The organism is Methylobacterium sp. Leaf118 (assembly GCF_920984675.1).
In the GTDB taxonomy this organism is placed as follows: Bacteria; Pseudomonadota; Alphaproteobacteria; order Rhizobiales; family Beijerinckiaceae; genus Methylobacterium.
Genome location: NZ_CAKLBV010000005.1, coordinates 59233 through 82973, shown reverse-complemented (window position 1 = coordinate 82973; position 23741 = coordinate 59233). Strand labels below are relative to the sequence as shown.

Here is a 23741-nt window from a genome sequence, read left to right as displayed (position 1 = left end):
GATGCCCTCCTCGACTCCCTTCCCTGGCCGATCCGTTCCCGAACCCTCAGCACCGTCCGACCGCGAGAGACATGCCGATGCCGAACGCCGCACCCGAGATTCGCGCCTTCCTCTGCCGGAGCGACAATATCGGGGTGCTGATCCGCGATCCCGAGACCGGCGCCTGCGCGGCCATCGACGTGCCGGAGGCCGCGCCCGTTTTCCGCGTGCTCGAGGCCGAGGGCTGGACCCTCACCGACATCCTCGTCACCCACCGCCACGCCGACCATATCGAGGGCATTCCCGAGGTCGTCGAGCGGACCCGGGCCCGGGTCACGGTGCCGGCCAAGGCCGCCGCGTCCGTTCCGGGGGCCGCCCGTCACGTCGCGGAAGGGGACCGCGTGTCGGTCGGGGCCTTGGAGGCCGCGGTGTGGGAGACGCCGGGGCATTGCAGCGACCACGTGACCTACCATTTCGCCGGGGCCCGCGTCGTCTTCGCCGGGGACACCTTGTTCACACTTGGCTGCGGCCGGGTGATGGAGGCCGAGCCGGCGACGCTCTGGCGCTCGCTGCGGCGCTTCCTCGCCCTGCCCGACGACACGGCCGTCTACAGCGGACACGATTACGTGCTCTCGAATGCCCGGTTCGCCCTGGCCGCCGACCCGGACAATACCGCTTTGGCGGCGCGGGCCGCGGAGGCCGAGCGCCTCGCGGCGCAGAACCGCTTCCTGATCCCCTCGAGCATCGGCGCGGAGCGGGCCACCAACCCTTTCCTGCGCTCGGCCGAGCCGGCTTTGGCGCGTGCCGTCGACCTGCCGGAGGGGGCGGACCCCGAGGCGGTGTTCACGGCTCTGCGGGCGTGGAAGAACCGGTTCTGAGACGGCGACCGAGACCGTGGATGGGGGGCGGGGGCTCCGATTTGAGGGGCCGCCTGTGCTTTCGCGGATCTTGCCTTCGCGGCGGGCCCGTGTGATCGAAGCCCACGGTCCCGCATTGCAACACGACCCGCTCGTCCGCGTAGCTTCGGCGAAAGGCCGGTTCCCTTGCCTACCCTGTTCCGTTTTCTTGCCACGATCGCGATCATCGCGGGTCTGATCTTCGCCGGCATGTTCGCTCTGGCGAACTTCGTCGCGCCGACGCCCCGCGAGATGAGCGTCGCGATCCCGAGTTCGAAGCTGCAGCCGGCCAATCGATGAGCGCGCGCCCGGACGGACCCGGGCCGGGAGGCATCGCGGGGAACCTGGATCGGGCCGCGGATTATCTCGACATGCTCGCCGCCGAGCGCGGCGCGGCGGCCAACACCCTGGCGGCCTATCGGCGCGACCTCGACGATTATCTCGGCTTCCTCGCCGAGGACGGCCTCGATCCCGCGGCGCTCGAGGCGGAAACCGTCCGGGCTTACATCGCCTCCCTGGAGCCGCGCGGCCTCAAGGCCTCGTCGGCGGCCCGGCGCCTCTCCTGCATCCGCGGCTTCCACCGCTTTCTCTACGCGGAAGGATTCGCGGAGACCGACCCGACCGCGCCGGTCGCCGCCCCGCGGCGCACCAAGGGTCTGCCGAAGGTGCTGTCGGTGGCCGAAGTCGACGGCCTGCTCGCGACCGCCCGCGCGCGGGTCGAGGCCGCGGGCGAGGACCGGGCCGAGCAGCGCGCGGCGGTCCGGATGCTGTGCCTGCTCGAACTCCTCTATGCCACGGGTCTGCGCGTCTCGGAGCTGATCGCCCTGCCGCGGACGGCCGCGGCGGCCCGCGAGCGCTACCTCGTCGTGAAGGGCAAGGGCGGGCGCGAACGTCTCGTGCCGCTCACCGACCTCGCCCGGGACGCGATGCGCGCCCATGTGGCGCTCGGGCCCGCGGACGGCCCCTTCCTGTTTCCCGCCGACAGCGAGAGCGGGCACCTGACCCGGCAGGCCTTCGCCCGCGACCTGAAGACGGTGGCCGCCGCCGCCGGCCTGCGCACCGACCGGGTCAGCCCGCACGTCCTGCGCCACGCCTTCGCGAGCCATCTGCTTCAGAACGGGGCCGACCTGCGCATCGTGCAGGAATTGCTGGGCCACGCCGACATCGCCACCACCCAGATCTACACCCACGTGCTTGATGCGCGGCTGAAGGGAATGGTGCGGGATTTGCACCCACTCAACGATGCTGCGGGCCCCGACACTGCAACCTCTTGAGGTGGGCGACACGCCGCGGCCGCACAGCCTTGCACTGAGGTTGCAATTCATTTGCACATGATGCTGTAGACTCCCCAGAGCGGATGGCTCCCTTCCCGCCGCACTGATCCAGGGCAACGATGCGCCTCGATGTGCCCACGCTCTTCCTGATGACCGCAGCCGTCACCTTCTTGGTGGGGGTGCTGTTCCTGTTGTCGTGGAACCAGAGCCAGAAGGAATCCGCTCTCAAGATTTGGGGCATCGCCCATCTGCTCGGCAGTTGCGCCTCCTGCCTTCTGGCTCTGCGCGGCCAGATCCCTGACGCCGTCTCGATCGGGTTCGCCAATGCGCTGATGATCGGTGCCTATGGCCTGATCTGGAGCGGCGTGCGCGCGTTCGAGCGGCGGCGTCCCCTGGTCGGCTGGGCGGTCGCGGGTGGCCTCCTCTGGGGTGCGGCCTGCCTCGTGCCGGACTTCTACGCCTCCCTTCCCGCTCGGGTGATCCTCGCCTCGGCCATCGCCGGCCTCTACTGCGCGCTGGGCGCGCGCGCGGTCTGGCAGGGGCGCAGCGAGCCGCTGGTCTCCCGCTATCCGGCTGTCTTCCTGCTCGCGGCCTATGCGGGGATCTACTGGGTGCGCATCCCGCTCGCGTTCACCTTGCCGACGCCCCCGCTCCGGCCCACCTTCGAGTCGCCCTGGTTTGCCGCGCTCTGCTTCACGGGAACGCTGTTCTCGGTGGCCATCGCCTTCGTGTTCATGGCCCTGACCAAGGAGCGGGCCGAGCACGAGCAGCGCCTCGCCGCCGAGACCGACGCGCTCACGGGCATCGCCAACCGCAGGGCCTTCGTCGACCGGGCGGGACATCGGCTCGCCGCCGGCCCCGCGACGCTGCTCCTGTTCGACCTCGATCACTTCAAGGCGATCAACGACGATTACGGCCACAGCATCGGCGACGCCGTGCTGGCCGCCTTCTGCCACGCCACCCTGCCGATGCTGCCGCGCCGGGCCGTGTTCGGGCGGCTCGGCGGCGAGGAATTCGCCTGCCTGCTGCCGGAGGCCTGCACGGTCGCCGCCGCCCGGATCGCCGAGGCGGTGCGCGGCGCCGTCGGCCGGATCGCGCCACCGGACTACCCCGATCTGCGCATCAGCGTCAGCGTCGGCATCGCCGCGACCGGGCAGGGGGGCGGCCTGGACGATCTGCTGCGCCGGGCCGATACCGCCCTCTACGGCGCCAAACATGCCGGCCGCGACCAAGTGATGGTCGAACGCGCCGCCGTCGACCTCGCCGCTCAGAGAGTTCTACGCCGAAGCGGATCCCGGTTCGCGACAGGCGCCCCCGGATGAGCATCCGTCTCGCGCGAATCTCCGATCCGAACGGCGCGCACCGTAGCCGGTGAGCGGGCCGCCGTGGCGCGAACGATGCCGAGGCGGCCGGGGAATGGGTCCCGTTTCCGAGGACGACCTCATCGCGATACCTCCGGTTGAGGGACTTCGTTCATCCTGCCTGTCGCATGGTCGCGGCGTACGGCCGCGCTTCGGCGCGGGCCACGAACCGGGCCGGGGGCGGGAGGGATCGATGCGGGGTCAGGTGTCGCGGTGGGTCCGCCGGGTGGTGGCGGCCTGCCTGTCCCTCGGGGCCGTCGCCACCCCCGCCGCAGCCGCCCCCCTTGAGGAGCGGGTCGAGGCGCTCTTGGCCCAGATGACGCTGGAGGAGAAGGCCGGCCAGCTCAACCTGATCTCCAACGAGCCGATCCTCGATTCGGGGGCCTTTGCGCGAGGCGAGGTCGGGGCGGTCATCAACTTCAGCAATGCCTGGCTCGCCGCCGACGCCGACCGGCTCGCCCGCGCCTCCCGGCTCGGGATCCCGCTCCTCGTCGGCCTCGACGTGGTCCACGGCTACCGCACGGTGTTCCCGTTGCCGCTCGCGCTGGCGGCGAGCTTCGATCCGCTCCTCGTCCGCCGGTCGACGGCAGCCATGGCCCGGGAATCGGCCGCGGTCGGCATCAACTGGACCTTCGCACCAATGGCGGATGTGGCTCGCGATCTGCGCTGGGGCCGGGTCGTCGAGGGGCTCGGGGAGGATCCCTGGCTGACCGGGAGGCTCACCGGGGCCCAGGTCGAGGGGTTCCGCGACGGGGGGCTGGCCAGCACGCTCAAGCATTTCGCGGGCTACGGGGCGGTGCTCGGCGGGCGCGATTACGACGCCACCTTCGTGTCGGGAGCCGAGCTGCACGACCTTCACCTGCCGCCGTTCCGTGCCGGCATCCGGTCCGGCGCGGATGCGGTGATGACGGCGCTCACCGCCCTCAACGGCGTGCCGACCACCGCCGATACGGGCTTGATGACCGGCATCCTGCGGCGCCAGCTCGGGTTTTCCGGCCTCGTCGTCGCGGACTGGCAGGCGGTCTCGAGCCTCGTCAAGCACGGCGTCGCCCGCAACGGGGCGGAGGCCGTCCGCAAGGCGATGCTGGCCGGCGTCGACATGGACATGACGAGCGGTCTCTACCTGCGCCATCTCCCCGAGGAGGTGCGGTCGGGCCGGGTGCCGGAGGGCGCCGTCGATGCGGCGGTGCGGCGCGTCCTGCGGCTGAAGTTCGGCCTCGGCCTCTTCGACAAGCCGCTCCTCGATCCCGCGGGCGCGGAGGCACGGCTGCTCCTGCCGGAGACGCGCCGGATCGCCCGCGAGGCGGCGCGCGCCAGCCTCGTCCTGCTCCAGAATCGGGAGGAGGTGCTGCCGATCGATCCCAAGAAGGTGCGCCGGATCGCCCTGGTCGGCCCCTTCGCCGACGCGGCCTGGGATCAGGTCGGGCCCCATGAGGGGACCGGCCAGCCGCACGACACGGTCACGATCCTGGCCGGCCTGCGCGAACGGGCCGCCGCAGCCGGCGTGGAGGTCGTCTTCGCGGAGGGGTGCTCCCGCACCTGCCTGGACCGCGAGGGCTTCCCGGCGGCGGTGCGCGCGGCGCAGGAGGCCGACCTCGTCGTCGCGGTGATGGGCGAACCGCGCGACCGCTCGGGAGAGGGCTCCTCGACGGCCTATCTGGATTGGCCCGGCCTGCAGCATGACCTGCTCGCGGCGGTGGCCGCGCCCGGCAAGCCCGTGGCGCTCGTGGTGTTCGGCGGACGCCCGACCGAACTCGGCGCGGCCCTGGAGCGGGCCCATGCCGTGCTGATGGCCTGGATCCCCGGGACCGAAGGCGGTCCGGCGATCGCCGAGACGCTGTTCGGCGATGCCAATCCGTCCGGGAAGCTACCCGTGTCGTGGCCGCGGTCGGTGGGGCAGATGCCCCTGACCTACGACGTCCTGCCGGGCGGGCGCCCGCACCAGCCCAACAGCCGATGGACCATGGGCTATGCCGACGCCTCGCCCCTGCCGCTGTTCCCGTTCGGCCACGGCCTCTCCTACACCCGCTTCGATTACGGGGAGCCGGAGGTGCTCACGCCCCGCGTCGGTCCGGGCGATCAGTCCGACGCGGCGCTGGAGGTGCGGGCCGCGGTGACCAATATCGGCGCGCGGCCGGGCCGGGCGGTGGCGCAACTCTACCTGAGCCAGCCGGTCGCGGCTCGCAGCCGCCCGAAACGCCTGCTCAAGGGCGCCGTCCCCCTCGATCTCGCCCCGGGCGAGACGCGCTATGCGCAGTTCCGCATCCCCGTGCGGGATCTCGGCTACCACGAGCCCGACGGAACCCTGGTGGTCGAGGCCGGGGAATACCGCGTCACCGTCGGCGGCGATTCCACGGCCACCCGCAGCGCCGGCGTAACCGTGGATACGGGCTGGCGCGGTCCCCCCGGTGGGGATCAGGCCCTGCGCTGAGCCCGCTCAGCCGAAGGTCTTCCTAGGATCGAACGCGTCGCGCACCGCCTCGCCCGCGAACACGAGCAGGCTCAGCATGGCAGCGACCACGAAGAAGCCGGTGAGGCCGAGCCAGGGCGCGTTGATGTTGTCCTTGCCCTGCGCCAGCAACTCGCCGAGCGAGGGGGAGCCGGGCGGGAGGCCGAAGCCGAGGAAGTCGAGCGAGGTCAGGGTCGTGATCGAGCCGTTCAGGATGAACGGCAGGAAGGTCAGCGTCGCCACCATCGCGTTGGGCAGGAGGTGGCGCGTCATGATGCGGATGTTCGACAGACCGAGGGCGCGGGCCGCGCGCACGTATTCGAAGTTGCGGGCCCGTAGGAACTCGGCCCGGACGACGCCGACCAGGGCGGTCCAGGCGAACAGCGTCAGGATCGCCAGCAATGTGAAGAAGCTCGGCACGAGGAAGGCCGACATGATGATGATGAGGTAGAGCGTCGGGATCGCGCTCCAGATCTCGATGACGCGCTGGAAGATCAGGTCGGTCCAGCCGCCGAAATAGCCCTGCACGGCACCGGCGATCACGCCGATCACCGACGAGATGCCGGCGAGCACGAGGCCGAACAGGACCGAGATGCGGAACCCGTAAATCACCCGGGCCAGCACGTCGCGCGAGGCGTTGTCGGTGCCGAGCCAGTGCCATTCGATGTCGCGGCAGCCGAGCTCGCGGCCCTGGACCGTGACGCCCGCCCGCTCGGCGACGGGGCGGCATTGCGCGTCCGACAGCGCCCAGGTCGGCGGGGAGGGCGACGGCGTCGGCAGGTCGCTCATGAAGGTGTTGTCGGCGTAGGGAATCGGCGGCCACACGATCCAGCCGTTGGACTCGATCTCGCGCCGCGTCTCCGGCGCCCGGTAATCGGTCTGCGCCAGGAAGCCGCCGAACTTCTCGTCCGGGTAGTCGACGAGGACCGGGAACAGCCACTCGCCCTTGTATTCCACCATGATCGGCCGATCGTTGGCGATCACCTCCGCGAAGAGGCTCACCACGAAGAGGGCGGCGAAGATCATCGCCGACCACGAACCCCGGCGGTTGGCGCGGAAATTGGCGAGACGGCGCCGGTTGAGCGGCGACAGGCCGCGACGGCGGGGCGGTGACGCGTCCCGCGGCAGGGCCTGCGCCTGCGGCACGGGGGCCGGCGCGGTGACGGGCACCGCGTCGGGCTCGGGTCGCGGCCTCTCGTTCATCGGCTCACCCCTCCGTCGGGCGGCCGGGTCCCCGGCTCAATCGAGCCGGATGGCGGTGCCCTCGATCTCGCTCGGCCGCAGGCCGCCCTTGCGCTCCAGGTGGCGGCGCAGAAGGGCGACGTTGCGGCGGTTCGCCTTGAAGGCGGCGTCGAGCAGGTCGCCGGCCAGCGGCACCGCCCCCACCGCGCCGTCGAGGGCGACGTTGGCCATCATCCGCCAGACGAGCCAGCGCGGCGCGCCAAGGCGCCTGGCCTCGTAGACGATGTAGGACGCGATCGCCATGCCGGCGATGTCGCCCACGATCGGCACGAGACCGATCACCGCGTCGAGGCCGACGCGGCGGTTGATGCCCGGCAGGACGAAGGCCGAATCCATCAGATGCGCGAGCTGCTCCAGGCGCTGGAGGCTCGCCTCCGGGCTGGCGTCGGTGAATCGGCGCATCTGCGCGGAGCCGGCGGGGTCGCGGAAGGCCATGCGGGGGGTGTCGGCTTGCGTGGTCATGTGCGAGGATGTGGCCCTGGCCGACCCGCTCGGCAAGGAAGCGCGCGCACGGTTTCCTCACGCCGGCCGCATTCTGGCCAGACGCTCCAGGGCCGCATCCAGGGTCGCGTCGGTCTTGGCGAAACACAGGCGCACGAGGCTGCGCACCGCCCCCTCCTGATAGAACGCGCTGATCGGGATGGCGGCGACGCCGTGCTCCCGGACCATCCGCAGGCAGACGGTCTCGTCGTCCTCGCCCCACGCGGCGATGTCGATGGAGAGGAAATAGGTGCCGGCGCTCGGCAGAACGGTGAAGCCGAGTCCGGCCAGCCCCGCCGCGAGCCGGTCCCGCGAGCGGGCGAGGCCGGCGCGCATCGCGGTGAAATAGGCGTCGTCCTTGGCGAGCCCGTAGGCCACGGCCTCCTGCAGGTTCGGCGGCGTCGTGAAGGTCAGGAACTGGTGCGCCCGCGACAGCACCCGCATCAGCGGCTCGCAGGCCATCACGAACCCGACCTTCCAGCCCGTCAGGCTGAAGATCTTGCCGGCCGAGCCGATCTTGACGGTGCGCTCGCGCATCCCCGGCAGCGCCATCAGCGGCCGGTGGCGGTGGCCGTCGAACACGACGTGCTCCCACACCTCGTCGCAGAGCGCGATCGCGTCGAAGCGGCAGCAATAGGCGGCCAGACGCGCGAGATCCTCCTGCGGCAGCACCGTGGCGCTCGGGTTGAGCGGGTCGTTGAGGACGACGACGCGGGTGCGCTCAGAGAAGGCCGCGGCGAGGGCCGCGTCGTCGAGGCGGAAATGGGGAGGCTTCAGGGTGACGAAGCGCGGCACGCCCCCGGCGCGACGCACCAGCGGCAGGTAGGCGTCGTACATCGGCTCGAACAGCACGACCTCGTCGCCCGGGCGCAGGAGCGCCATCAGGGCGCCGGCCAACGCCTCCGTGGCGCCGGAGGTCACCATCACCTCGCTCGTGGGATCGAGTTCGAGGCCCTGATGGTGCCGGTAATGGGCGCTGATGGCGGCGCGGAGCGACGCCAGCCCCATCATCGGCGGATACTGGTTGCTGACGTTCTCCAGGGCCCGGGCGGCGGCGGCGCGCACGTCGTCCGGACCCTGCCCGTCGGGAAAACCCTGGCCGAGATTGATCGCCCCCCGCTCGCGGGCGAGGCGCGACATCCTCTCGAACACGGTCTCGGGCAGCTCGGCGAAGACGGGATTGAAGGTGCGGTCCATGGCGGGCGTCTTCGCAGAACCCGAAGCCGGCTCCAAGGCCCCTGCCAAGCCCCCGATAGGCCCCGCAAGGCGTCCCGACACTGTCCACTTTGGAGACTGGCCCGCTGCTTGTGTCCCGTCGGAGAAGGACAAGGCCCGGCGCGGGAGAACTGGTCGAAATCTTCGCGACCGCGACATTCGAAGTGCGTTCACGCACACGATCCTGCTGTTCGGGGGCGAAATCTGCGCGAAAGTCGCCTGTCGGGCGCTGACGAATGTTGACGATCGTCAGTCGTGAGCGCATGTTCAGGACACGGTCGGACCGGCCACCACCGGGGAGGGACTTCGCCCCCTCGTTTCTCCCAAGTGGAGGCCGGTCCGGTCGTGTACAGAAGAGGCCGCCGCTCGACACGGCGGCCTTTTTCGTGTCCGCTCTTCTTCGTATCCGCTCTTCGGGAAACCGGCGCGGGATCCCGGCCGTCTCTCTCGTCCATCCGTCATCCTGGCCAGGGCGATGCCGTGAGGTTTCCCTCGGCTCATGCGTCTGATCCCATGCGTCTGATCACCTGCCTCCTGCTCGCGCTTGGAACCGGAATCGCCGGATTCCTGCTGCGCGCCGCCGTGCCGGTGACGCCGGTGGACCAGGGGTTCCGCGACCTTCTGCCCTGGTACCAGGCGGGGCATCCGCCGGAGCCCGGTCGGTCCCCGCCGGTCCCCAGCAACACGCCGGAAACGTCGGCGCCCTAGAGAGACCGTATTGCCGGGCGAGGTTCGGCCGATTCCGCAGCCTTCCGCGAGGAAGCGCTGGGGATGCGGCATCGACGGCGCCGTCACCGGGACGATTCGCCATTATCTTCGGAGGGGGAGGGGACGTGAACCGCCGTCCGACCGATCTGCTCCGACGAGTTTGAGGGATGAACGAGAGTTCTCCGATCCGCACGGACACGGCCCGGCAATACCGGGAGGTTCCGACGCTTCCACCGCCCGCCCCGACCCGGCGCCGCAACCGCTTGGGCCGCTGGATGCTCGTGCTCCTGGCGCTCGGCGGCGTGGGGGCCGTCGCCCACCGCACCTACGAGGCGCGCCGCGCCCCGACCGAGGAGACGGCCGCCGCGCCGGGCCGCGGCGGTGCGGGTCGTCCCGGACGACCCACCGAGATGAAGCAGGCGGTCGGCATCGCCCCGATCGTGACCGCCTCGATGCCGGTGGTGCTGCAGGGCCTCGGCACGGTGACCCCGCTCGCGACCGTCACGGTCCGCTCGCAGATCTCCGGCTACCTCACCCAGATCGGCTATCGCGAGGGGCAGACGGTGAAGCGAGGCGACTTCCTCGCGCAGATCGACCCGCGGCCCTACGAGGCGCTGCTGGCCCAGTACCAGGGTCAGCTCGCCCGCGATCAGGCGCTGCTTCAGAACGCGCGGCTCGACCTGACACGCTATCAGACGCTGAATCGGCAGGATTCGATCTCGAAGCAGAACGTCGACACCCAGGCGGCTCTGGTGAAGCAGAACGAGGGCACGGTGGCCGCCGATCAGGCGCTCGTGGACCAGCAGCGTCTCAATCTCACCTATGCCCGCATCATCTCGCCCGTGGAGGGGCGTGTGGGCCTGCGGCAGGTGGATCTCGGCAACTACATCACCGCCGGCTCGACCAACATCGTCGTCGTCACCCAGCTCCACCCGATCTCGGTGGTGTTCACCCTGCCCGAGGACGACGTGGCCCGGGTGATGCGCCGCCTCCGCCAGGGGGCCAAGCTCACTGTGCGCGCCTATGACCGCGGCGATCAGCACGAGATCGCCACCGGCCGGCTCGACACGATCGACAACCAGATCGACGTGACCACGGGCACGGTGAAACTGCGCGCGCTCTTCGACAACGACGAAGAGGAACTGTTCCCGAACCAGTTCGTCAACGCGCGCCTCACCGTCGAGACGATCGAGAACGCCCCCGTCGTCCCAAACGCGGCGATCCTGCGCGGCACGCCCGGCACCTACGTCTATTTGATGGACGGCGACGACAAGGTCACGGTCCGCCCGATCACGACGGGCGAGACCGACGGCACCCGCAGCGTCGTCCTGTCGGGCCTCGCCCCCGGCGACCGGGTCGTCACCGACGGCACCGACCGCTTGCGGGAGGGCGCCCCGGTGCGGGTGGTCGGCGAGACGCCGGGGCCGCAGGCGGGCACGCCCGCTCCCGGCGCTCCCGGCGCCGCTGCCGGACCTGCCGCGCCCGGAGCGCCGATTGCCGCGTCGAGCAGCCCGCCGAGCGCGACCGGTTCGACCCCGACCGGCACCCCCGAGGGCCGCGGCCGCCGGCGGCCGCAGTGATGGGGCCCGTATCGCGCGCGACGCCGAGACTCCCGTCGGGCGTCTCCGGCGCGGGCGCGGAGGCCTGCCTTGGTCGGCGAGGCCCGAGCAACGGCGGGGCGAGGGATGAACATTCGGCGCGTGGGGGTTGCTCATGAACCCGTCCCGCCTCTTCATCCTGCGCCCGGTCGCCACGACCCTGACCATGCTGGCGATCCTGATCGTCGGCGCGGTGTCCTATCTCAACTTGCCGGTCTCGGCCCTGCCGGCGGTCGATTACCCGACGATCCAGGTCCAGACCTTCTATCCGGGGGCGAGCCCGGAGGTGATGACCTCCGCCGTCACCGCGCCGCTGGAGCGGCAATTCGGCCAGATGGCCAACCTCAACCAGATGTCCTCGCAAAGTTCGGCGGGGGCCTCGGTCATCACGCTTCAGTTCAATCTCGACATCCCCCTCGACATCGCCGAGCAGTCGGTTCAGGCGGCGATCAATGCGGCGGGCAACCTGCTGCCCTCCGACCTGCCCGCTCCGCCGATCTACGCCAAGGTCAATCCGGCCGATGCGCCGGTGCTGACGCTGGCACTGACCTCCGCGACGATCCCCCTGACCCAGGTCAGGGACCTGGCCGAAACGCGTCTGGCTCAGAAGATCAGCCAGGTGGCGGGCGTCGGGCTCGTCAGCATGGGCGGCGGGCAGCGGCCGGCGGTGCGGGTGCGGTTCAACTCCCGGGCGCTCGCCGCCTACGGCCTCAACATCGACGACCTGCGCACGACGATCGCCAACCTGAACGTCAACACGCCCAAGGGCAACATCGACGGGCCGACCCAGTCCTACACCATCAACGCCAACGATCAGGTCCGCGACCCGGCGGTCTATGCCAGCGCGATCATCGCCTATCGCAACGGCGCCCCGGTCCACCTCACCGACGTGGCCGAGGTGGTGGACGGCCCCGAGAACACCCGGCTCGGCGCCTGGGCCGACCGGACCCCGGCCGTCATCCTCAACATCCAGCGCCAGCCCGGCGCCAACGTCATCGACACGGTCGACCGCATCAAGCGGCTCCTCCCGCAGCTTCAGGCGACCATGCCGGCCGCCGTCACGGTCGCGATCCTGACCGACCGCACGGTGACGATCCGCGCCTCCGTGCACGACGTGCAGTTCGAGCTGATGCTCGCCATCGGCCTCGTCGTGATGGTGATCTTCCTGTTCCTGCGCAGTGTCTCGGCGACCCTGATCCCGAGCCTGTCGGTGCCGCTCTCGCTGATCGGCGCTCTCGCGATCATGGATGCCTGGGGCTTCTCCCTCGACAACCTGTCGCTGATGGCGCTGACCATCGCCACCGGCTTCGTCGTCGACGACGCCATCGTGGTCATCGAGAACATCGCCCGCCACGTGGAGGAGGGCGAGACGCCCTTCGAGGCGGCGCTCAAGGGCTCGCGGGAGATCGGCTTCACGATCATCTCGCTCACCGTGTCGCTGATCGCGGTGCTGATCCCGCTCCTGTTCATGGCGGATGTGGTCGGGCGCCTGTTTCGCGAATTCGCGATCACCCTGTCGGCCACGATCGTGATCTCGGCGGTGGTCTCGCTGACGCTCGTTCCGATGATGTGCGCGCGGCTCCTGAAGCCCGTCGGGCACGGCGCCGACAGCCCGGTGGCGCGGCGCGAGGGCGCATTCGCCCGCTTCGGCCGGCGGCTGAACGACGGCGTGATCGCGGCCTATGGCCGGTGCCTGCGCGTCGTGCTGGCGCATCAGGGGCTGACCCTGCTGGTGACGCTCGGCACCGTGGCGCTCACCGCCTACCTGTTCGTCGTCGTCCCGAAGGGCTTCTTCCCCGTGCAGGACACGGGCGTGATCCAGGGGATCAGCCAGGCCGACCAGAGCGTGTCGTTCGAGGCGATGGCCACGCGCCAGCAGGCGCTCGCCGACCTCGTGCTCCAGGATCCGGACGTGGCGAGCCTGTCGTCGTTCATCGGCGTTGACGGGCAGAACGTGACGCTCAATTCCGGCCGCTTCCTCATCAACCTGAAGCCCCGCGAGGCGCGGCAGTCGGATGCGAGCCAGATCATCCGCCGCCTCACCGCCGCGACGGCCGGGGTGCCGGGCGTGCGGCTCTACATGCAGCCGGTGCAGGACCTGACGATCGACACGGCGGTCTCCGCCACGCAGTACCAGGTCATGCTGGAGAGCCCGAACCTCTCCGATTTCGAGACCTGGGTGCCCCGCTACGTCGAGGCCTTGCGCCGGTCCCCGCTGCTCGCCGACGTCACCAGCGACTATCAGGGCAACGGGCTCGCCGCCTACGTCACCATCGACCGGGCGACCGCCGGCCGCTACGGCATCACGCCGGCCACCATCGACAACGTGCTCTACAACGCCTTCGGCCAGCGCATCGTCTCGACGATCTTCACCCAGTCGAACCAGTACCGGGTGATCCTCGAGGCCGACCCGGCGCTCCATACGTCGCTCGACTCGCTCAACACCCTCTATCTGCCCTCCTCGACCGCACCCTCGGGACAGGTGCCGTTGTCGGCGGTGGCCCGGGTCGAGGAGCGGCGGGCCCCGCTCCTCATCGGCCATCTCGGCCAGTTTCCCGCCACCACGGTCTCGTTCAACCTCGCACCCGGCGCCGCCCTGGGGCAGGCGGTGGAGGCGCTGGAGGCGGCCCGGAGCGAGATCGAGCTGCCCGGCAGCGTCCGGGTGGTGCCGCAGGGCTCGGTCTTCGCCTTCGAATCAGCGCTCTCGAACGAGCTGTTCCTCGTCTGCGCGGCGATCGTCACCGTCTACATCGTGCTCGGCGTGCTCTACGAGAGCTTCATCCACCCCATCACCATCCTCTCGACCCTGCCGTCGGCCGCGATCGGTGCGCTCCTCGGGCTGATGTGGTTCGGGCTCTCCCTCGACATCATCGCGATCATCGGCATCGTGCTCCTGATCGGCATCGTGAAAAAGAACGCGATCATGATGATCGACTTCGCGCTCCAGGCCGAGCGTGAGGAGGGCAAGGCGCCGCAGGAGGCGATCTACGAGGCCTGCCTGCTGCGCTTTCGTCCGATCCTGATGACGACGCTGGCCGCCCTGTTCGCGGCCCTGCCGATGATTTTTGGCAGCGGCGTCGGCTCCGAGCTGCGCCAGCCGCTCGGCATCGTCATCGCGGGCGGGTTGATCGTCAGTCAGGCGCTGACGCTGTTCACCACGCCGGTGATCTACCTCGCCTTCGACCGGCTGGAGCGGCGGATCACCGGACGGCGGGAGGGCGGGAGCCGCCTCGCCCCGGGTGAGGCGGTGCCGTGATGCGCGGGGCCCGAACGGTGCCGTGCAAATGCGCTCCCCGCAGGCGGGGCGAGGCAGGAACCGGAAGCTCGGGGTTGGGCGGCCTCTCGTGAACCTCTCCGAACCCTTCATCCGCCGCCCGGTGGCGACGACGCTCCTGACCATCGGCCTGCTGCTCGCCGGCCTGTTCGCCTATGTCCGGCTGCCCGTCGCGCCCCTGCCGCAGGTCGACTTCCCCGTCATCCTGGTCCAGGCGCAGATGGCGGGCGCTTCGCCGGAGACCATGGCGACCACGGTGGCGGCGCCGCTGGAGCGCCGTCTCGGCGCCATCGCCGACGTCAACGAGATGACCTCGACGAGTTCGCAAGGCACGGTGCGGATCGTCCTGCTGTTCGGCCTGAATCGCGACATCGACGGCGCGGCGCGCGACGTGCAGGCGGCGATCAACGCCGCGCGGGCGGATCTGCCGACCTCGCTGCGCACCAACCCGACCTACCGCAAGTTCAACCCGGCCGATTCGCCGATCCTGATCCTGGGGCTGACCTCCGACACCCTGACGCCGGGCCAGCTCTATGATTCCGCCGCCACCGTCGTGCAGCAGCGGATGAGCCAGATCGAGGGCGTCGGCAATGTCGATGTCGGCGGCTCCTCGCTGCCCGCCGTGCGGGTCGAGCTCGATCCGACCGCCCTGTTCCATTACGGAATCGGGTTGGAGGGCATCCGCGCGGGACTGGCCTCGGCCAACGCCAACTCGCCGAAAGGCGACATCGTGGCGGGCGCGCGCCGCTACCAGCTCTACGCCAACGACCAGGGCCGGCAGGCTTCCGATTACCGCGACATCGTCGTGGCCTACCGCAACGGCGCGGCGGTGCGCCTCTCCGATGTCGGCGAGGTCGTGGATTCGGTCGAGGACAAGCGCAATCTCGGCCTCATCGACGGCAAGCCCGGCGTGATCCTGTTCATCTACAAGGAGCCGGGCTCGAACGTGGTCGAGACGGTCGAGCGGGTGCGCGCGGCGATCCCGCAGGTGAAGGCGGCCCTGCCCGGCGACATCGACCTCAGCATCTCCGGCGACCGCTCCGCCACGATCCGCGCCTCGCTGGCCACTACGGAAGAGACGCTGCTCATCGCGATCGCCCTCGTGGTGTTCGTGACGTTCATCTTCCTGCGCTCGTGGCGGGCGACGCTGATCCCGGCAGTCGCCGTGCCGATCTCCATCGTCGGCACGTTCGCGGCGATGTGGATGCTCGACTATTCCCTGAACATCCTCTCGCTGATGGCGCTCATCATCGCCACCGGTTTCGTGGTGGACGACGCCATCGTCGTTCTCGAGAACATCCAGCGCCATATCGAGACCGGCAAACCGCGCGTCGAGGCCGCCCTGGTCGGCGCCCGCGAGGTCGGCTTCACCGTCGTCTCGATGAGCCTGTCGCTCATCGCCGTGTTCCTGCCGATCCTGCTCATGGGCGGCATCGTCGGCCGGTTGTTCGAGGAATTCGCCGTCACCCTGTCGATGTCGATCCTCGTCTCGCTCGTGCTCTCTCTCACGACGACGCCGATGATGTGCGCGCTGCTGCTGAGGCCGGAAAAAGAGGCCCATGCCGGCCGGCGCCCGAACTGGGTGTTGCGGATGCTCGAGGGCGGGTTCGACGCGACCCTGCGGGGCTACGAGCGGACCCTGCGCTTCGCCCTCGACCACCGCCGGCTGACCCTGCTCAGCGTCTTCGTCGCCATCGGCCTGACGGTCTACGGCTACGTCATCGTGCCGAAGGGCTTCTTCCCGGACCAGGATACCGGCCAGCTCATGGGCGGCATCCAGGCCGACCAGCGCATCTCGTTCCAGTCGATGAAGCAGAAGCTGGAACAGGCGAGCGCCATCGTGCAGGCCGATCCGGCGGTGGCCAGCATCGTCGGCTTCACGGGCGGGCGCGGCACCAACTCGGCCAACGTCTTCGTGGGCCTCAAGCCCCTGGGCGAGCGCGATCCCATCGAGAAGGTCATGGCGCGGTTGCGGCCCAAGCTCGCCCAGGTACCGGGGGCGCGGCTGTTCCTGTTTCCCCGGCAGGACCTGCGCATGGGCGGCCGCCAGAGCTTCGCCCAGTATCAGTACACCCTCCAGGGCGACACGGCGGCGGAACTCTACGCGGCGGCGCCCAAGGTGCTGCAGGCGCTCCAAAAGCGCACGGACCTCTTCGCCGACGTGACCTCCGACCAGCAGGAGGGCGGGCTGGAGAGCCGGCTCGTCATCGACAGGGCCACGGCCTTCCGCTACGGCATCACCCCCGACCAGATCGACAACACCCTCTACGACGCCTTCGGCCAGCGTCAGGTGTCGACGATCTACAACCCCCTCAACCAGTACCACGTGGTGATGGAGATCGCGCCGCGATACCTGCAGAACCCGGAGGTTCTGAAGTCGATCTACGTCTCGACCCGGGGCGGCCGGGCGCGGGGCTCGGCGACGACCAACGCGGTCGCCGGCACGGTGACCGCCGAGACGACCGGCACCGATTCCACGGCCACCGACACCGCCGCCAGCCTCGCCGCGGATTCGGCCCGCAACGCCGCTTCCAACGCCATCGCGGGCGGCAAGGGGGGGGCCTCGTCGAGCGCGCCGGTGTCGAGCTCGAAGGAGACGATGGTGCCGCTCTCGGCCTTCGCCCGATTCGAAACCGGCAACGCGCCGGTGCAGGTGTCCCACCAGGGCCTGTTCGTGGCGACGACGATCTCGTTCAACCTCGTACCGGGCAAGAGCCTCAGCGATGCGACCCAGGTGATCACGCAGACCATGGCGGAACTGCAGCTGCCGCAGACGATCCACGGCGAATTCGCCGGCGCGGCCAAGAGCTACCAGGATTCCGCCTCGCGTCAGCCGCTCCTGATCCTGGCCGCGTTGCTCGCCGTCTACGCCGTGCTCGGCATCCTCTACGAGAGTTACATCCACCCGATCACGATTCTCTCGACCCTGCCTTCGGCCGGGATCGGGGCGATCGTGGCCCTGCTCTCCACGGGCACCGAATTCACCATCATCGCGCTCATCGCGGTCTTCCTCCTGATCGGCATCGTCAAGAAGAACGCCATCCTGATGATCGACTTCGCCCTCGACGCCGAGCGCCAACGCGGCCTGACGCCGGGCGAGGCGATCTATGAGGCCTGCCTCCTGCGCTTCCGCCCGATCATGATGACGACGCTCGCCGCCCTGCTCGGCGCGGCGCCGCTCATCATCGCGGGCGGGGAGGGCGCCGAGCTGCGCCGGCCGCTCGGCATCGCCATTGTCGGGGGGCTCATCGTCAGTCAGATCCTGACCCTCTACACCACCCCCGTGGTCTACCTGTATCTCGACCGGCTCAGGCTCTGGGCGAAGCGTCGCCCGGGTGGCGCGGCGGTGCCGGCCGAGTGATGGATGATCCGTTCGTGACCAGTCAGCCGCATCGAAACCCTTCTCCCCCTGCGGGGGCGGGTGCCGGCGGACCATGCCGGGGGGAGGGGGGGCGATGGGTCACTTCCCCCTGCCGCCTCGCTCTCGCTGCCGCCCTCGCCCTCTCCACCTCCGGCTGCCTCGTCGGTCCCGATTACACGCGCCCCTCGGTCGAGACGCCGCTGGGCTTCAAGCAGGGCGGCCTGCGCGAGGACAGCCTCGCTCATGTCCAGTCGAAGAAGGGCTGGCGGATCGCCAATCCGAGCGACGCGGCCGAGCGCGGCGACTGGTGGCGGGTGTTCAACGATGCCACGCTGGACCGGCTGATCCGCTCGGTCGACGTGGACAACCAGAATCTACGGGCCCAAATCGCGCTCTACGACCAAGCGCGGGCGCTCGTGGCGCAATCGCGGGCCGCCCTGTTCCCGACGGTGATCGGCGCTCCGAGCATCACCCGCTCCCGCACCCTCGGCGTCGAGCGCACCACCGTCTCGCTCCAGGGACAGGCGAGCTGGGAGCTCGATCTGTTCGGCGGCATCCGCCGTCAGATCGAGAGCGATGTCGCCGCCGCCCAGGCTTCGGCCGCTGATCTCGCCTCGGTGCGTCTCAGCCTCCAGGCGGAACTCGCCACCGCCTATCTGCAGATGCGCTACCAGGACGCGCTCAAGCAGGTGCTCCGCGAGAACGTCGAGGGCTTCAAGAAGAGCCTCGCGATCACCGAGAACCAGTACAATGCCGGCGTCGCCGCCCGGTCCGACGTCATCACTGCGCAGACGCAGCTCCAGACCACGCAGGCGACCCTGATCGCGGTCGATCTCCAGCGCGCCACCTTCGAGCACGCAGTCGCGATCCTCACGGGGCGCCCGCCCTCCGAGCTGAACCTGCCGTTCTCGCCCCTGCCGGCGCGCTCCCCGGCGGTGCCGGTCGGCATTCCCTCCGACCTGCTGGAGCGGCGCCCCGACATCGCCCAGGCCGAGCGGCTGGTGCAGTCGCAGAGCGAGCAGATCGGGGTCGCGGTCTCGGCCTTCTACCCGACCGTGACGCTCTCGGCCTCCGGTGGCTTCTCGGGATTAGCGAGCAACGGCGTGTTCTCGGCGGCGAACCGGGTCTGGTCGGTTTCCGCGGCCGGCGAGCAGGTCTTCTTCGACGGCGGCGCGCGGGCGGCGGTGCTGCAATCGGCGCGGGCTGCCTATGACGCGGCGGTGGCGAGCTACCGCCAGACCGTGCTCACCGCCTTCGGCGAGGTCGAGAATGGGCTGGCGGGCGTGCGCATCCTGGCTCAGCAACAGGCCAAGCAGGACGAGGCCGTCGCCTCCGCCCGGCGCGCGGTCGAGATCGCCTTGAACGAGTATCGGGCCGGCACGCAGAATTACACCACCGTCGTCACGGCGCAGTCGCTCCAGATCAGCAACGAGATCACGGCCCTGCAGGTGCGGCTCAACCGCTTTAGCACGGCGGTCTCCCTGATCCGCGCCCTCGGCGGAGGCTGGGACGCCCGCTCGCTGCCGACCGGCGAGGAGCTGAAGGGCCCCCGCCTGCCGATCGATCGCGGGCAGGCCGTCCGAACCGAGGAATAGGCGCGGCGGGAGCGGGGCAGGTCTGCCGGAACACCGTCTGCCGGAACACCGCCCGCGTCGGCCTGTTGTCGTCGCGTTTCCCCCGGCCGACGACCCGGAGCCGCCCATGGCCGATGCGCCGACGACGCAACCCGCGAGCCCGCCCGCGCCGCCCTGCACCCTCGTGGTCTTCGGAGCCGGCGGCGACCTCACCAAGCGGCTCCTGATGCCGGCCCTCTACAACCTCGCCGGCGGCGGCCTGCTCGACCCGGGGTTCTCGGTTCTCGGCGTCGATCACAACCCGCTCACCGACGCGGGCTGGCGCCAGGACCTCACCGAGACGATGGACGCCTTCACCCGGGATCCGTCCGCCGAGTTCCACGCCGACCGGATCGACCCGACCACCTGGGGCTTCGTGCGCGAACGCCTGCACGTCATGCAGGGCGATTTTTCCGAGCCGGAGACCTATCGGGCGCTGGCCGGGCGCGTGCGCGGCAACGTCGTGTTCTACCTCGCGGTAGCCGCCCGCTTCTTCGCTCCGGTGGTCGAGGGTCTGGGGAAGGCCGGCCTCCTAGCGGAGACGGAAGGCGCGTTCCGCCGCGTCATCATCGAGAAGCCGTTCGGCGCCGACCTCGCCTCCGCCCGGGCCCTGAACCGGACGATCCTCGGCTATGGGGACGAGAGCCAGTTCTACCGGATCGACCACTTCCTCGGGAAGGAGACGGTTCAGAGCATCATGGCGGTCCGCTTCGCCAATGGCATGCTGGAGCCGGTCTGGCGGCGCGAGCATGTCAGCCATATCGAGATCACCGCCGCCGAGAGCATCGGGGTCGAGGGGCGCGGTGGCTTCTACGAGCCCACCGGCGCCTTGCGCGACATGGTGCCGAACCACCTATTCCAGCTGCTCTGTATGGTGGCGATGGAGCCGCCGAACTCCTTCGATGCGGAAGCCGTGCGCGACGAGAAGGCGAAGCTCGCCGAAGCCGTCCGCCCGGTCAGCCCCGACAAGGCGGTGCGCGGCCAGTATGCCGCCGGTCGGATCGGCGGGCATGATGTCCCGGCTTACCGCGCCGAGCCGGGCGTGTCCGAGCAGTCGCGCACCGAGACCTACGTCGCCCTCAAGCTCGAGATCGAGAACTGGCGCTGGGCCGGCGTGCCGTTCTACCTGCGCACCGGCAAGCGGATGGGGGCCCACCGCACGGAGATCGCGGTTCATTTCCGGCCGCCGCCCTTCCGCCTGTTCCGCGACACGCCGGTGACCGAACCGGCGCCCAACGTCATGCGCCTGCGCATCAGCCCCGATCCCGGCATCGTCACGTCGCTGAATGTGAAGCGCCCTGGGCCGCAGATGCACATCGCGCCGGTCGAGACGGGTTTCCGCTACGGCGACTTCTTCGATCCCGCCCCCACCGTCGGCTACGAGACCCTGATCTACGACTGCATGATGGGCGACGTGACCCTGTTCCAGCGGGCCGATTCCATCGAGGCCGGCTGGGCCGCCGTCGAACCGCTGCTGGACGCCTGGAAGGACGCGCCCGTCGCCCTCTACGAGGCGGGAAGCGCCGGGCCGCAGGCGGCGGACGCGCTGCTCGCCCGTGACGGCCACGCATGGCAGCCCCTCGACGGGATCTGAGGGTTCAGGTCTTCAGGACCGGCTCGGCCACGTCCCCCGCGCCGCGCTCGGCGAGGTAGTCCGGCTGGAACAGGCACATGCGCACCGCGTCGCGGTAGCGGCCGTTCACGAAGAACTCGTCCCTGAGGAGCCCCTCGGGACGGAAGCCGCAGCTCTCGTAGATTCCCACCGCCCGCTGATTATCTTTGTCCACGTGCAGATACAACTTGTGAATGTTAAGTACCTTGAACGCGTAGTCGATGGCGATGCGGGTGGCGCGCTTGGCGTAGCCTTTGCCCTGATAGTCCGGGTGGATCGCGATTTGAAATTCGCAGCGTCGGTGCAGGTGGTTGATCTCGACGAGCTCGACCATGCCGGCCGATTCGCCGCGCTCGGACGCGATGATGAAGCGACGCTCGGTCTGGTTGTGGATGTTGCGCTCGTAGAGCTGCGCCAGCTCGGCGAAGGACTCGTAGGCCTCCTCGAACCAGTAGCGCATGATGCTGTCGTTGTTATTGAGCTGGTGCACGAAGAGCAGATCTTCGCGCTCCAGCGGTCTCAGTTTAATCGACATATCCCAGACTCGGTCAGTGGTGACGGGTGGTTCGAGAGTCTTACCTCCACTCGTCCCAAGACGGAATGATGAAAGTCGGCTCTCAAAATTAGCGCAAAGCGGCCTCCTCTCCCGCAAGCACCCGCGCGTCTGCCTCGCTGAGTTCGGCGAGGGGGCGGGGTAGGCGCAGGGCCCGGGTCGGCTCGCCGGCCCGCATCACCAGCACCACCGTCTCGATGCCCGGGCAGGCCGGATCGGCGCAGACGATTTCGTTGACCGAGAGCGCGTCCCCCTCGGAGAGGCCGAGCGCCGGGCGGATCAGAGCCTTGGCTCGGGTGGCCGCGGCGGCGAGTCCCGCCGAGCGGGCACGCCATGCCGTCAGGCTGACGAGACCCATCCCGGTCAGCCCGCCCCTATGCGCCCAGGGGTGTTCACGACGGCCTGCAACCGTCCCGGGTCGAAGGGCCGGTGGAGCCGGTCGACGAAGGCAGCGATGCCGTAGGCCTCGGGCAGGTGCGCGCGGGTGTCGTCGCGTTCCTCGAACCAGAGCGGGTGTTCCGGTGCCCATTCTTCGTCGATCAGTCCGGTCACGGGCAGGCGGGAATCGGCGGATGACATCGGCGCTCCTGATATTCGCAACTTTATAACGTTGCGTAGTCTGCCACCGTCAAGCCCGGTCTGCGAGGAAAGACGGTCGACTCCCTAAGCGAGTCGCGGGAAAAGGCGCGAGTGCGGGAAACCGGCGGCCGGTCCGCGCGTCACTGGAGGACGGACCGGCGAGCGGTTTCGAGAGGCGGGAGGAGCGGGGTGCGACCCTGGCGTGAGGGACCGGGCGACCGGCGCAGCTATCACCACGGCAACCTCAAGGAGGCGTTGATCGAGGCCGCGCGCCGCTTCATCGCCGAGCGGGGGATCGGCGGTTTCACGTTGGTCGATGCCGCCCGCCTCGTCGGTGTGACGCCGGCCGCCCTCTATCGCCATTTCCGCGGCCGCGAAGCGCTGCTCGAGGAGGTGGCCGGTCGCGGCTTCTCGGATTTGGCCGAGCGGCTGGCCCGGGCACTCGGCGGCCGCGGCACGCCCCTGGAGCGGTTCACCCGCATGGGCGAGGCCTACCTCGCCTTCGCCGAGGAAGAGCCGGGCTATTACGCTGCCATTTTCGAGGTGCGCGGCGCCGCGGTGGCATCACCCGCTCCGGACCGGCCGAACCCCTTCGATCTGCTGGTGGAGGCCCTGCGTTCGACCTTTCCGGACGGCTTCAACGGTGTCGATCCCCGCTTCCTGGCGCTTGAGGTCTGGGCGCTCTCCCACGGCATCGCGACGCTGGCGGCGGCGGGCCAGTTGCCGAAGGGCGGGCCGGACAAATACGAGTTGCTGCGTGCGGGCGTGCTTGCCCTGGTGCACGGGGCCGGCGAAAGGCCGAGAGCCGCCCCTTGAAACGGTTGGAGCGGGCCCGCATGTGAATGTTGTTCACATTCACACCCGGAGCCCCCAGCCGTGAACACGTCCTCTACCTCTCCCTGGTCCTGCGGCGCGTCGCGCAGTGGCCCCTTCCCCAAGCGCTCCCTCGAGATCGGTGCGATCGTGGTGAGCTTCATCTACGTCTGGCCCGTCGCCGTCGCCTATGTGGCCTGGAAGATCGCGGGCTACCCCGCCCTCGACCGGATGCGCGAGTTCGCCCGCAGCGGCTCTTGGAGCTTCGCCAGCGGCGAAGGTCAATCGCGCTTCGCCCGTGCCTTCGAGACGGCCAAGGAAAGCGGCGTCTACCGCGCCACGACCGGCAACTGGGCCTTCGAGGAATACCGCAAGGCCGAGCTCGATCGGCTGGAGGCCCGTCGTCGGGCCCTCCAAGAAGAGAGCCGGGCCTTCGCCGAGTTCGTCGAGGAGCTGAAGCGGGCCAAGGACCGCGAGCAGTTCGACGCCTTCATGGCCAAGCGCCGCTCGGAAGGCGGCGGGCCGACCATCGAGGCCTGATCCGGTCCCGCTCGTCTCCCCGGCTGACGCGACGATCAGGGCTCCCCGCCAAGCTGGCGGGGAGCCCTTCGCGTATCCGCGAGGATTGTGTGTGCAGTGCAGCGATTCCCGGTGCAAGCCGGTTGTCGCAGGCGCCCGGCGCCATAACTGCCCGGTCGGGGAACAAGCCTTGGCCCGGCGCCTTGTGAGACACG

Annotated in this window: 19 protein-coding genes; 13 read left to right on the top strand and 6 right to left on the bottom strand. The window is 69.9% G+C overall.

Annotated elements, in window-relative coordinates:
* The first annotated feature begins 77 nt into the window (after window positions 1-77).
* The 5 genes from gloB (at window position 78) to LW587_RS03770 (ending at window position 5941) form a co-directional block, all read left to right on the top strand.
* Complete coding sequence (gene gloB / locus LW587_RS03790) at window positions 78-857, top strand: hydroxyacylglutathione hydrolase (RefSeq protein ID WP_232628265.1); 780 nt, start codon at window positions 78-80, stop codon at window positions 855-857.
* 165 nt (window positions 858-1022) lie between these two features.
* Window positions 1023-1175: a histidine kinase gene (locus LW587_RS03785; protein ID WP_232628264.1), complete on the top strand. Its 153-nt coding sequence runs from the start codon at window positions 1023-1025 to the stop codon at window positions 1173-1175.
* Entirely contained in the window at window positions 1172-2149 is a 978-nt protein-coding gene (locus tag LW587_RS03780) for a tyrosine recombinase (RefSeq protein ID WP_232628263.1), read from the top strand. The genes LW587_RS03785 and LW587_RS03780 overlap by 4 nt, the downstream gene beginning before the upstream one ends.
* Before the next feature lie 119 nt (window positions 2150-2268).
* On the top strand, window positions 2269-3471 hold the full coding sequence (locus LW587_RS03775) for a GGDEF domain-containing protein (protein ID WP_232628262.1): 1203 nt from the start codon (window positions 2269-2271) through the stop codon (window positions 3469-3471).
* A 232-nt stretch (window positions 3472-3703) separates the two neighbouring features.
* A complete protein-coding gene (locus LW587_RS03770; protein WP_232628261.1) occupies window positions 3704-5941 on the top strand; it encodes a glycoside hydrolase family 3 N-terminal domain-containing protein in 2238 nt (745 codons plus the stop codon).
* 6 nt (window positions 5942-5947) lie between these two features.
* Here the strand turns inward: LW587_RS03770 and LW587_RS03765 are convergent, their stop codons facing one another.
* The 3 genes from LW587_RS03765 to LW587_RS03755 all read right to left on the bottom strand — a co-directional run bounded on the left by LW587_RS03765 (window position 5948) and on the right by LW587_RS03755 (window position 8878).
* The gene (locus LW587_RS03765) at window positions 5948-7162 is read right to left on the bottom strand and encodes an ABC transporter permease (protein ID WP_232628260.1); all 1215 of its coding nucleotides are present in this window, start codon (window positions 7160-7162) and stop codon (window positions 5948-5950) included.
* A gap of 36 nt (window positions 7163-7198) precedes the next feature.
* The gene (locus tag LW587_RS03760; RefSeq protein WP_232628259.1) at window positions 7199-7636 is read right to left on the bottom strand and encodes a DUF4112 domain-containing protein; all 438 of its coding nucleotides are present in this window, start codon (window positions 7634-7636) and stop codon (window positions 7199-7201) included.
* Between the two features lie 84 nt (window positions 7637-7720).
* Entirely contained in the window at window positions 7721-8878 is a 1158-nt protein-coding gene (locus LW587_RS03755; protein ID WP_232628258.1) for an aminotransferase, read from the bottom strand.
* 531 nt (window positions 8879-9409) lie between these two features.
* Here LW587_RS03755 and LW587_RS03750 point away from each other — a divergent pair.
* From LW587_RS03750 to zwf, 6 genes are all read left to right on the top strand, one after another.
* Window positions 9410-9604 (top strand): hypothetical protein, encoded by a 195-nt coding sequence (locus LW587_RS03750; RefSeq protein ID WP_232628257.1) that lies wholly within the window; start codon window positions 9410-9412, stop codon window positions 9602-9604.
* A gap of 167 nt (window positions 9605-9771) precedes the next feature.
* Entirely contained in the window at window positions 9772-11184 is a 1413-nt protein-coding gene (locus LW587_RS03745; protein ID WP_232628256.1) for an MdtA/MuxA family multidrug efflux RND transporter periplasmic adaptor subunit, read from the top strand.
* 133 nt (window positions 11185-11317) lie between these two features.
* Complete coding sequence (locus LW587_RS03740) at window positions 11318-14458, top strand: MdtB/MuxB family multidrug efflux RND transporter permease subunit (RefSeq protein WP_232628255.1); 3141 nt, start codon at window positions 11318-11320, stop codon at window positions 14456-14458.
* 88 nt (window positions 14459-14546) lie between these two features.
* Window positions 14547-17837: an efflux RND transporter permease subunit gene (locus LW587_RS03735; RefSeq protein WP_232628254.1), complete on the top strand. Its 3291-nt coding sequence runs from the start codon at window positions 14547-14549 to the stop codon at window positions 17835-17837.
* Window positions 17837-19432 (top strand): efflux transporter outer membrane subunit, encoded by a 1596-nt coding sequence (locus LW587_RS03730; RefSeq protein ID WP_232628253.1) that lies wholly within the window; start codon window positions 17837-17839, stop codon window positions 19430-19432. Before LW587_RS03735 ends, LW587_RS03730 begins: the two co-directional genes overlap by 1 nt.
* A gap of 106 nt (window positions 19433-19538) precedes the next feature.
* Window positions 19539-21044 (top strand): glucose-6-phosphate dehydrogenase, encoded by a 1506-nt coding sequence (gene zwf, locus LW587_RS03725; RefSeq protein WP_232628252.1) that lies wholly within the window; start codon window positions 19539-19541, stop codon window positions 21042-21044.
* A gap of 4 nt (window positions 21045-21048) precedes the next feature.
* Here zwf and speG read toward each other — a convergent pair whose 3' ends face one another.
* The 3 genes from speG to LW587_RS03710 form a co-directional block, all read right to left on the bottom strand.
* Complete coding sequence (gene speG / locus LW587_RS03720) at window positions 21049-21597, bottom strand: spermidine N1-acetyltransferase (protein ID WP_232628251.1); 549 nt, start codon at window positions 21595-21597, stop codon at window positions 21049-21051.
* A gap of 88 nt (window positions 21598-21685) precedes the next feature.
* Window positions 21686-21973, bottom strand: coding sequence for a hypothetical protein (locus LW587_RS03715; RefSeq protein WP_232628250.1), 288 nt, complete (start codon window positions 21971-21973; stop codon window positions 21686-21688).
* Window positions 21974-21978: 5 nt separating this feature from the next.
* Entirely contained in the window at window positions 21979-22194 is a 216-nt protein-coding gene (locus LW587_RS03710; RefSeq protein ID WP_232628249.1) for a hypothetical protein, read from the bottom strand.
* A 189-nt stretch (window positions 22195-22383) separates the two neighbouring features.
* On the opposite strand from LW587_RS03710, the gene LW587_RS03705 reads away from it, so the two are divergent.
* Both LW587_RS03705 and LW587_RS03700 read left to right on the top strand, forming a co-directional pair.
* On the top strand, window positions 22384-23010 hold the full coding sequence (locus LW587_RS03705; RefSeq protein ID WP_232628248.1) for a TetR/AcrR family transcriptional regulator: 627 nt from the start codon (window positions 22384-22386) through the stop codon (window positions 23008-23010).
* 60 nt (window positions 23011-23070) lie between these two features.
* Window positions 23071-23547 carry a DUF2852 domain-containing protein gene (locus LW587_RS03700; RefSeq protein ID WP_232628247.1) on the top strand — a complete coding sequence of 159 codons (477 nt, stop codon included), beginning with the start codon at window positions 23071-23073 and terminating at the stop codon, window positions 23545-23547.
* Window positions 23548-23741: the final 194 nt, after the last annotated feature.

Excerpts from the sequence above, each read along its gene's own strand:
- gloB (WP_232628265.1), top strand. The coding sequence starts at position 78 with ATGCCGAACGCCGCACCCGAGATTCGCGCCTTCCTCTGCCGGAGCGAC.
- LW587_RS03780 (WP_232628263.1), top strand. The coding sequence starts at position 1,172 with ATGAGCGCGCGCCCGGACGGACCCGGGCCGGGAGGCATCGCGGGGAAC.
- LW587_RS03775 (WP_232628262.1), top strand. The coding sequence starts at position 2,269 with ATGCGCCTCGATGTGCCCACGCTCTTCCTGATGACCGCAGCCGTCACC.
- LW587_RS03770 (WP_232628261.1), top strand. The coding sequence starts at position 3,704 with ATGCGGGGTCAGGTGTCGCGGTGGGTCCGCCGGGTGGTGGCGGCCTGC.
- LW587_RS03765 (WP_232628260.1), bottom strand. The coding sequence starts at position 7,162 with ATGAACGAGAGGCCGCGACCCGAGCCCGACGCGGTGCCCGTCACCGCG.
- LW587_RS03760 (WP_232628259.1), bottom strand. The coding sequence starts at position 7,636 with ATGGCCTTCCGCGACCCCGCCGGCTCCGCGCAGATGCGCCGATTCACC.
- LW587_RS03755 (WP_232628258.1), bottom strand. The coding sequence starts at position 8,878 with ATGGACCGCACCTTCAATCCCGTCTTCGCCGAGCTGCCCGAGACCGTG.
- LW587_RS03750 (WP_232628257.1), top strand. The coding sequence starts at position 9,410 with ATGCGTCTGATCACCTGCCTCCTGCTCGCGCTTGGAACCGGAATCGCC.
- LW587_RS03745 (WP_232628256.1), top strand. The coding sequence starts at position 9,772 with ATGAACGAGAGTTCTCCGATCCGCACGGACACGGCCCGGCAATACCGG.
- LW587_RS03740 (WP_232628255.1), top strand. The coding sequence starts at position 11,318 with ATGAACCCGTCCCGCCTCTTCATCCTGCGCCCGGTCGCCACGACCCTG.
- LW587_RS03730 (WP_232628253.1), top strand. The coding sequence starts at position 17,837 with ATGGATGATCCGTTCGTGACCAGTCAGCCGCATCGAAACCCTTCTCCC.
- zwf (WP_232628252.1), top strand. The coding sequence starts at position 19,539 with ATGGCCGATGCGCCGACGACGCAACCCGCGAGCCCGCCCGCGCCGCCC.
- speG (WP_232628251.1), bottom strand. The coding sequence starts at position 21,597 with ATGTCGATTAAACTGAGACCGCTGGAGCGCGAAGATCTGCTCTTCGTG.
- LW587_RS03715 (WP_232628250.1), bottom strand. The coding sequence starts at position 21,973 with ATGGGTCTCGTCAGCCTGACGGCATGGCGTGCCCGCTCGGCGGGACTC.
- LW587_RS03710 (WP_232628249.1), bottom strand. The coding sequence starts at position 22,194 with ATGTCATCCGCCGATTCCCGCCTGCCCGTGACCGGACTGATCGACGAA.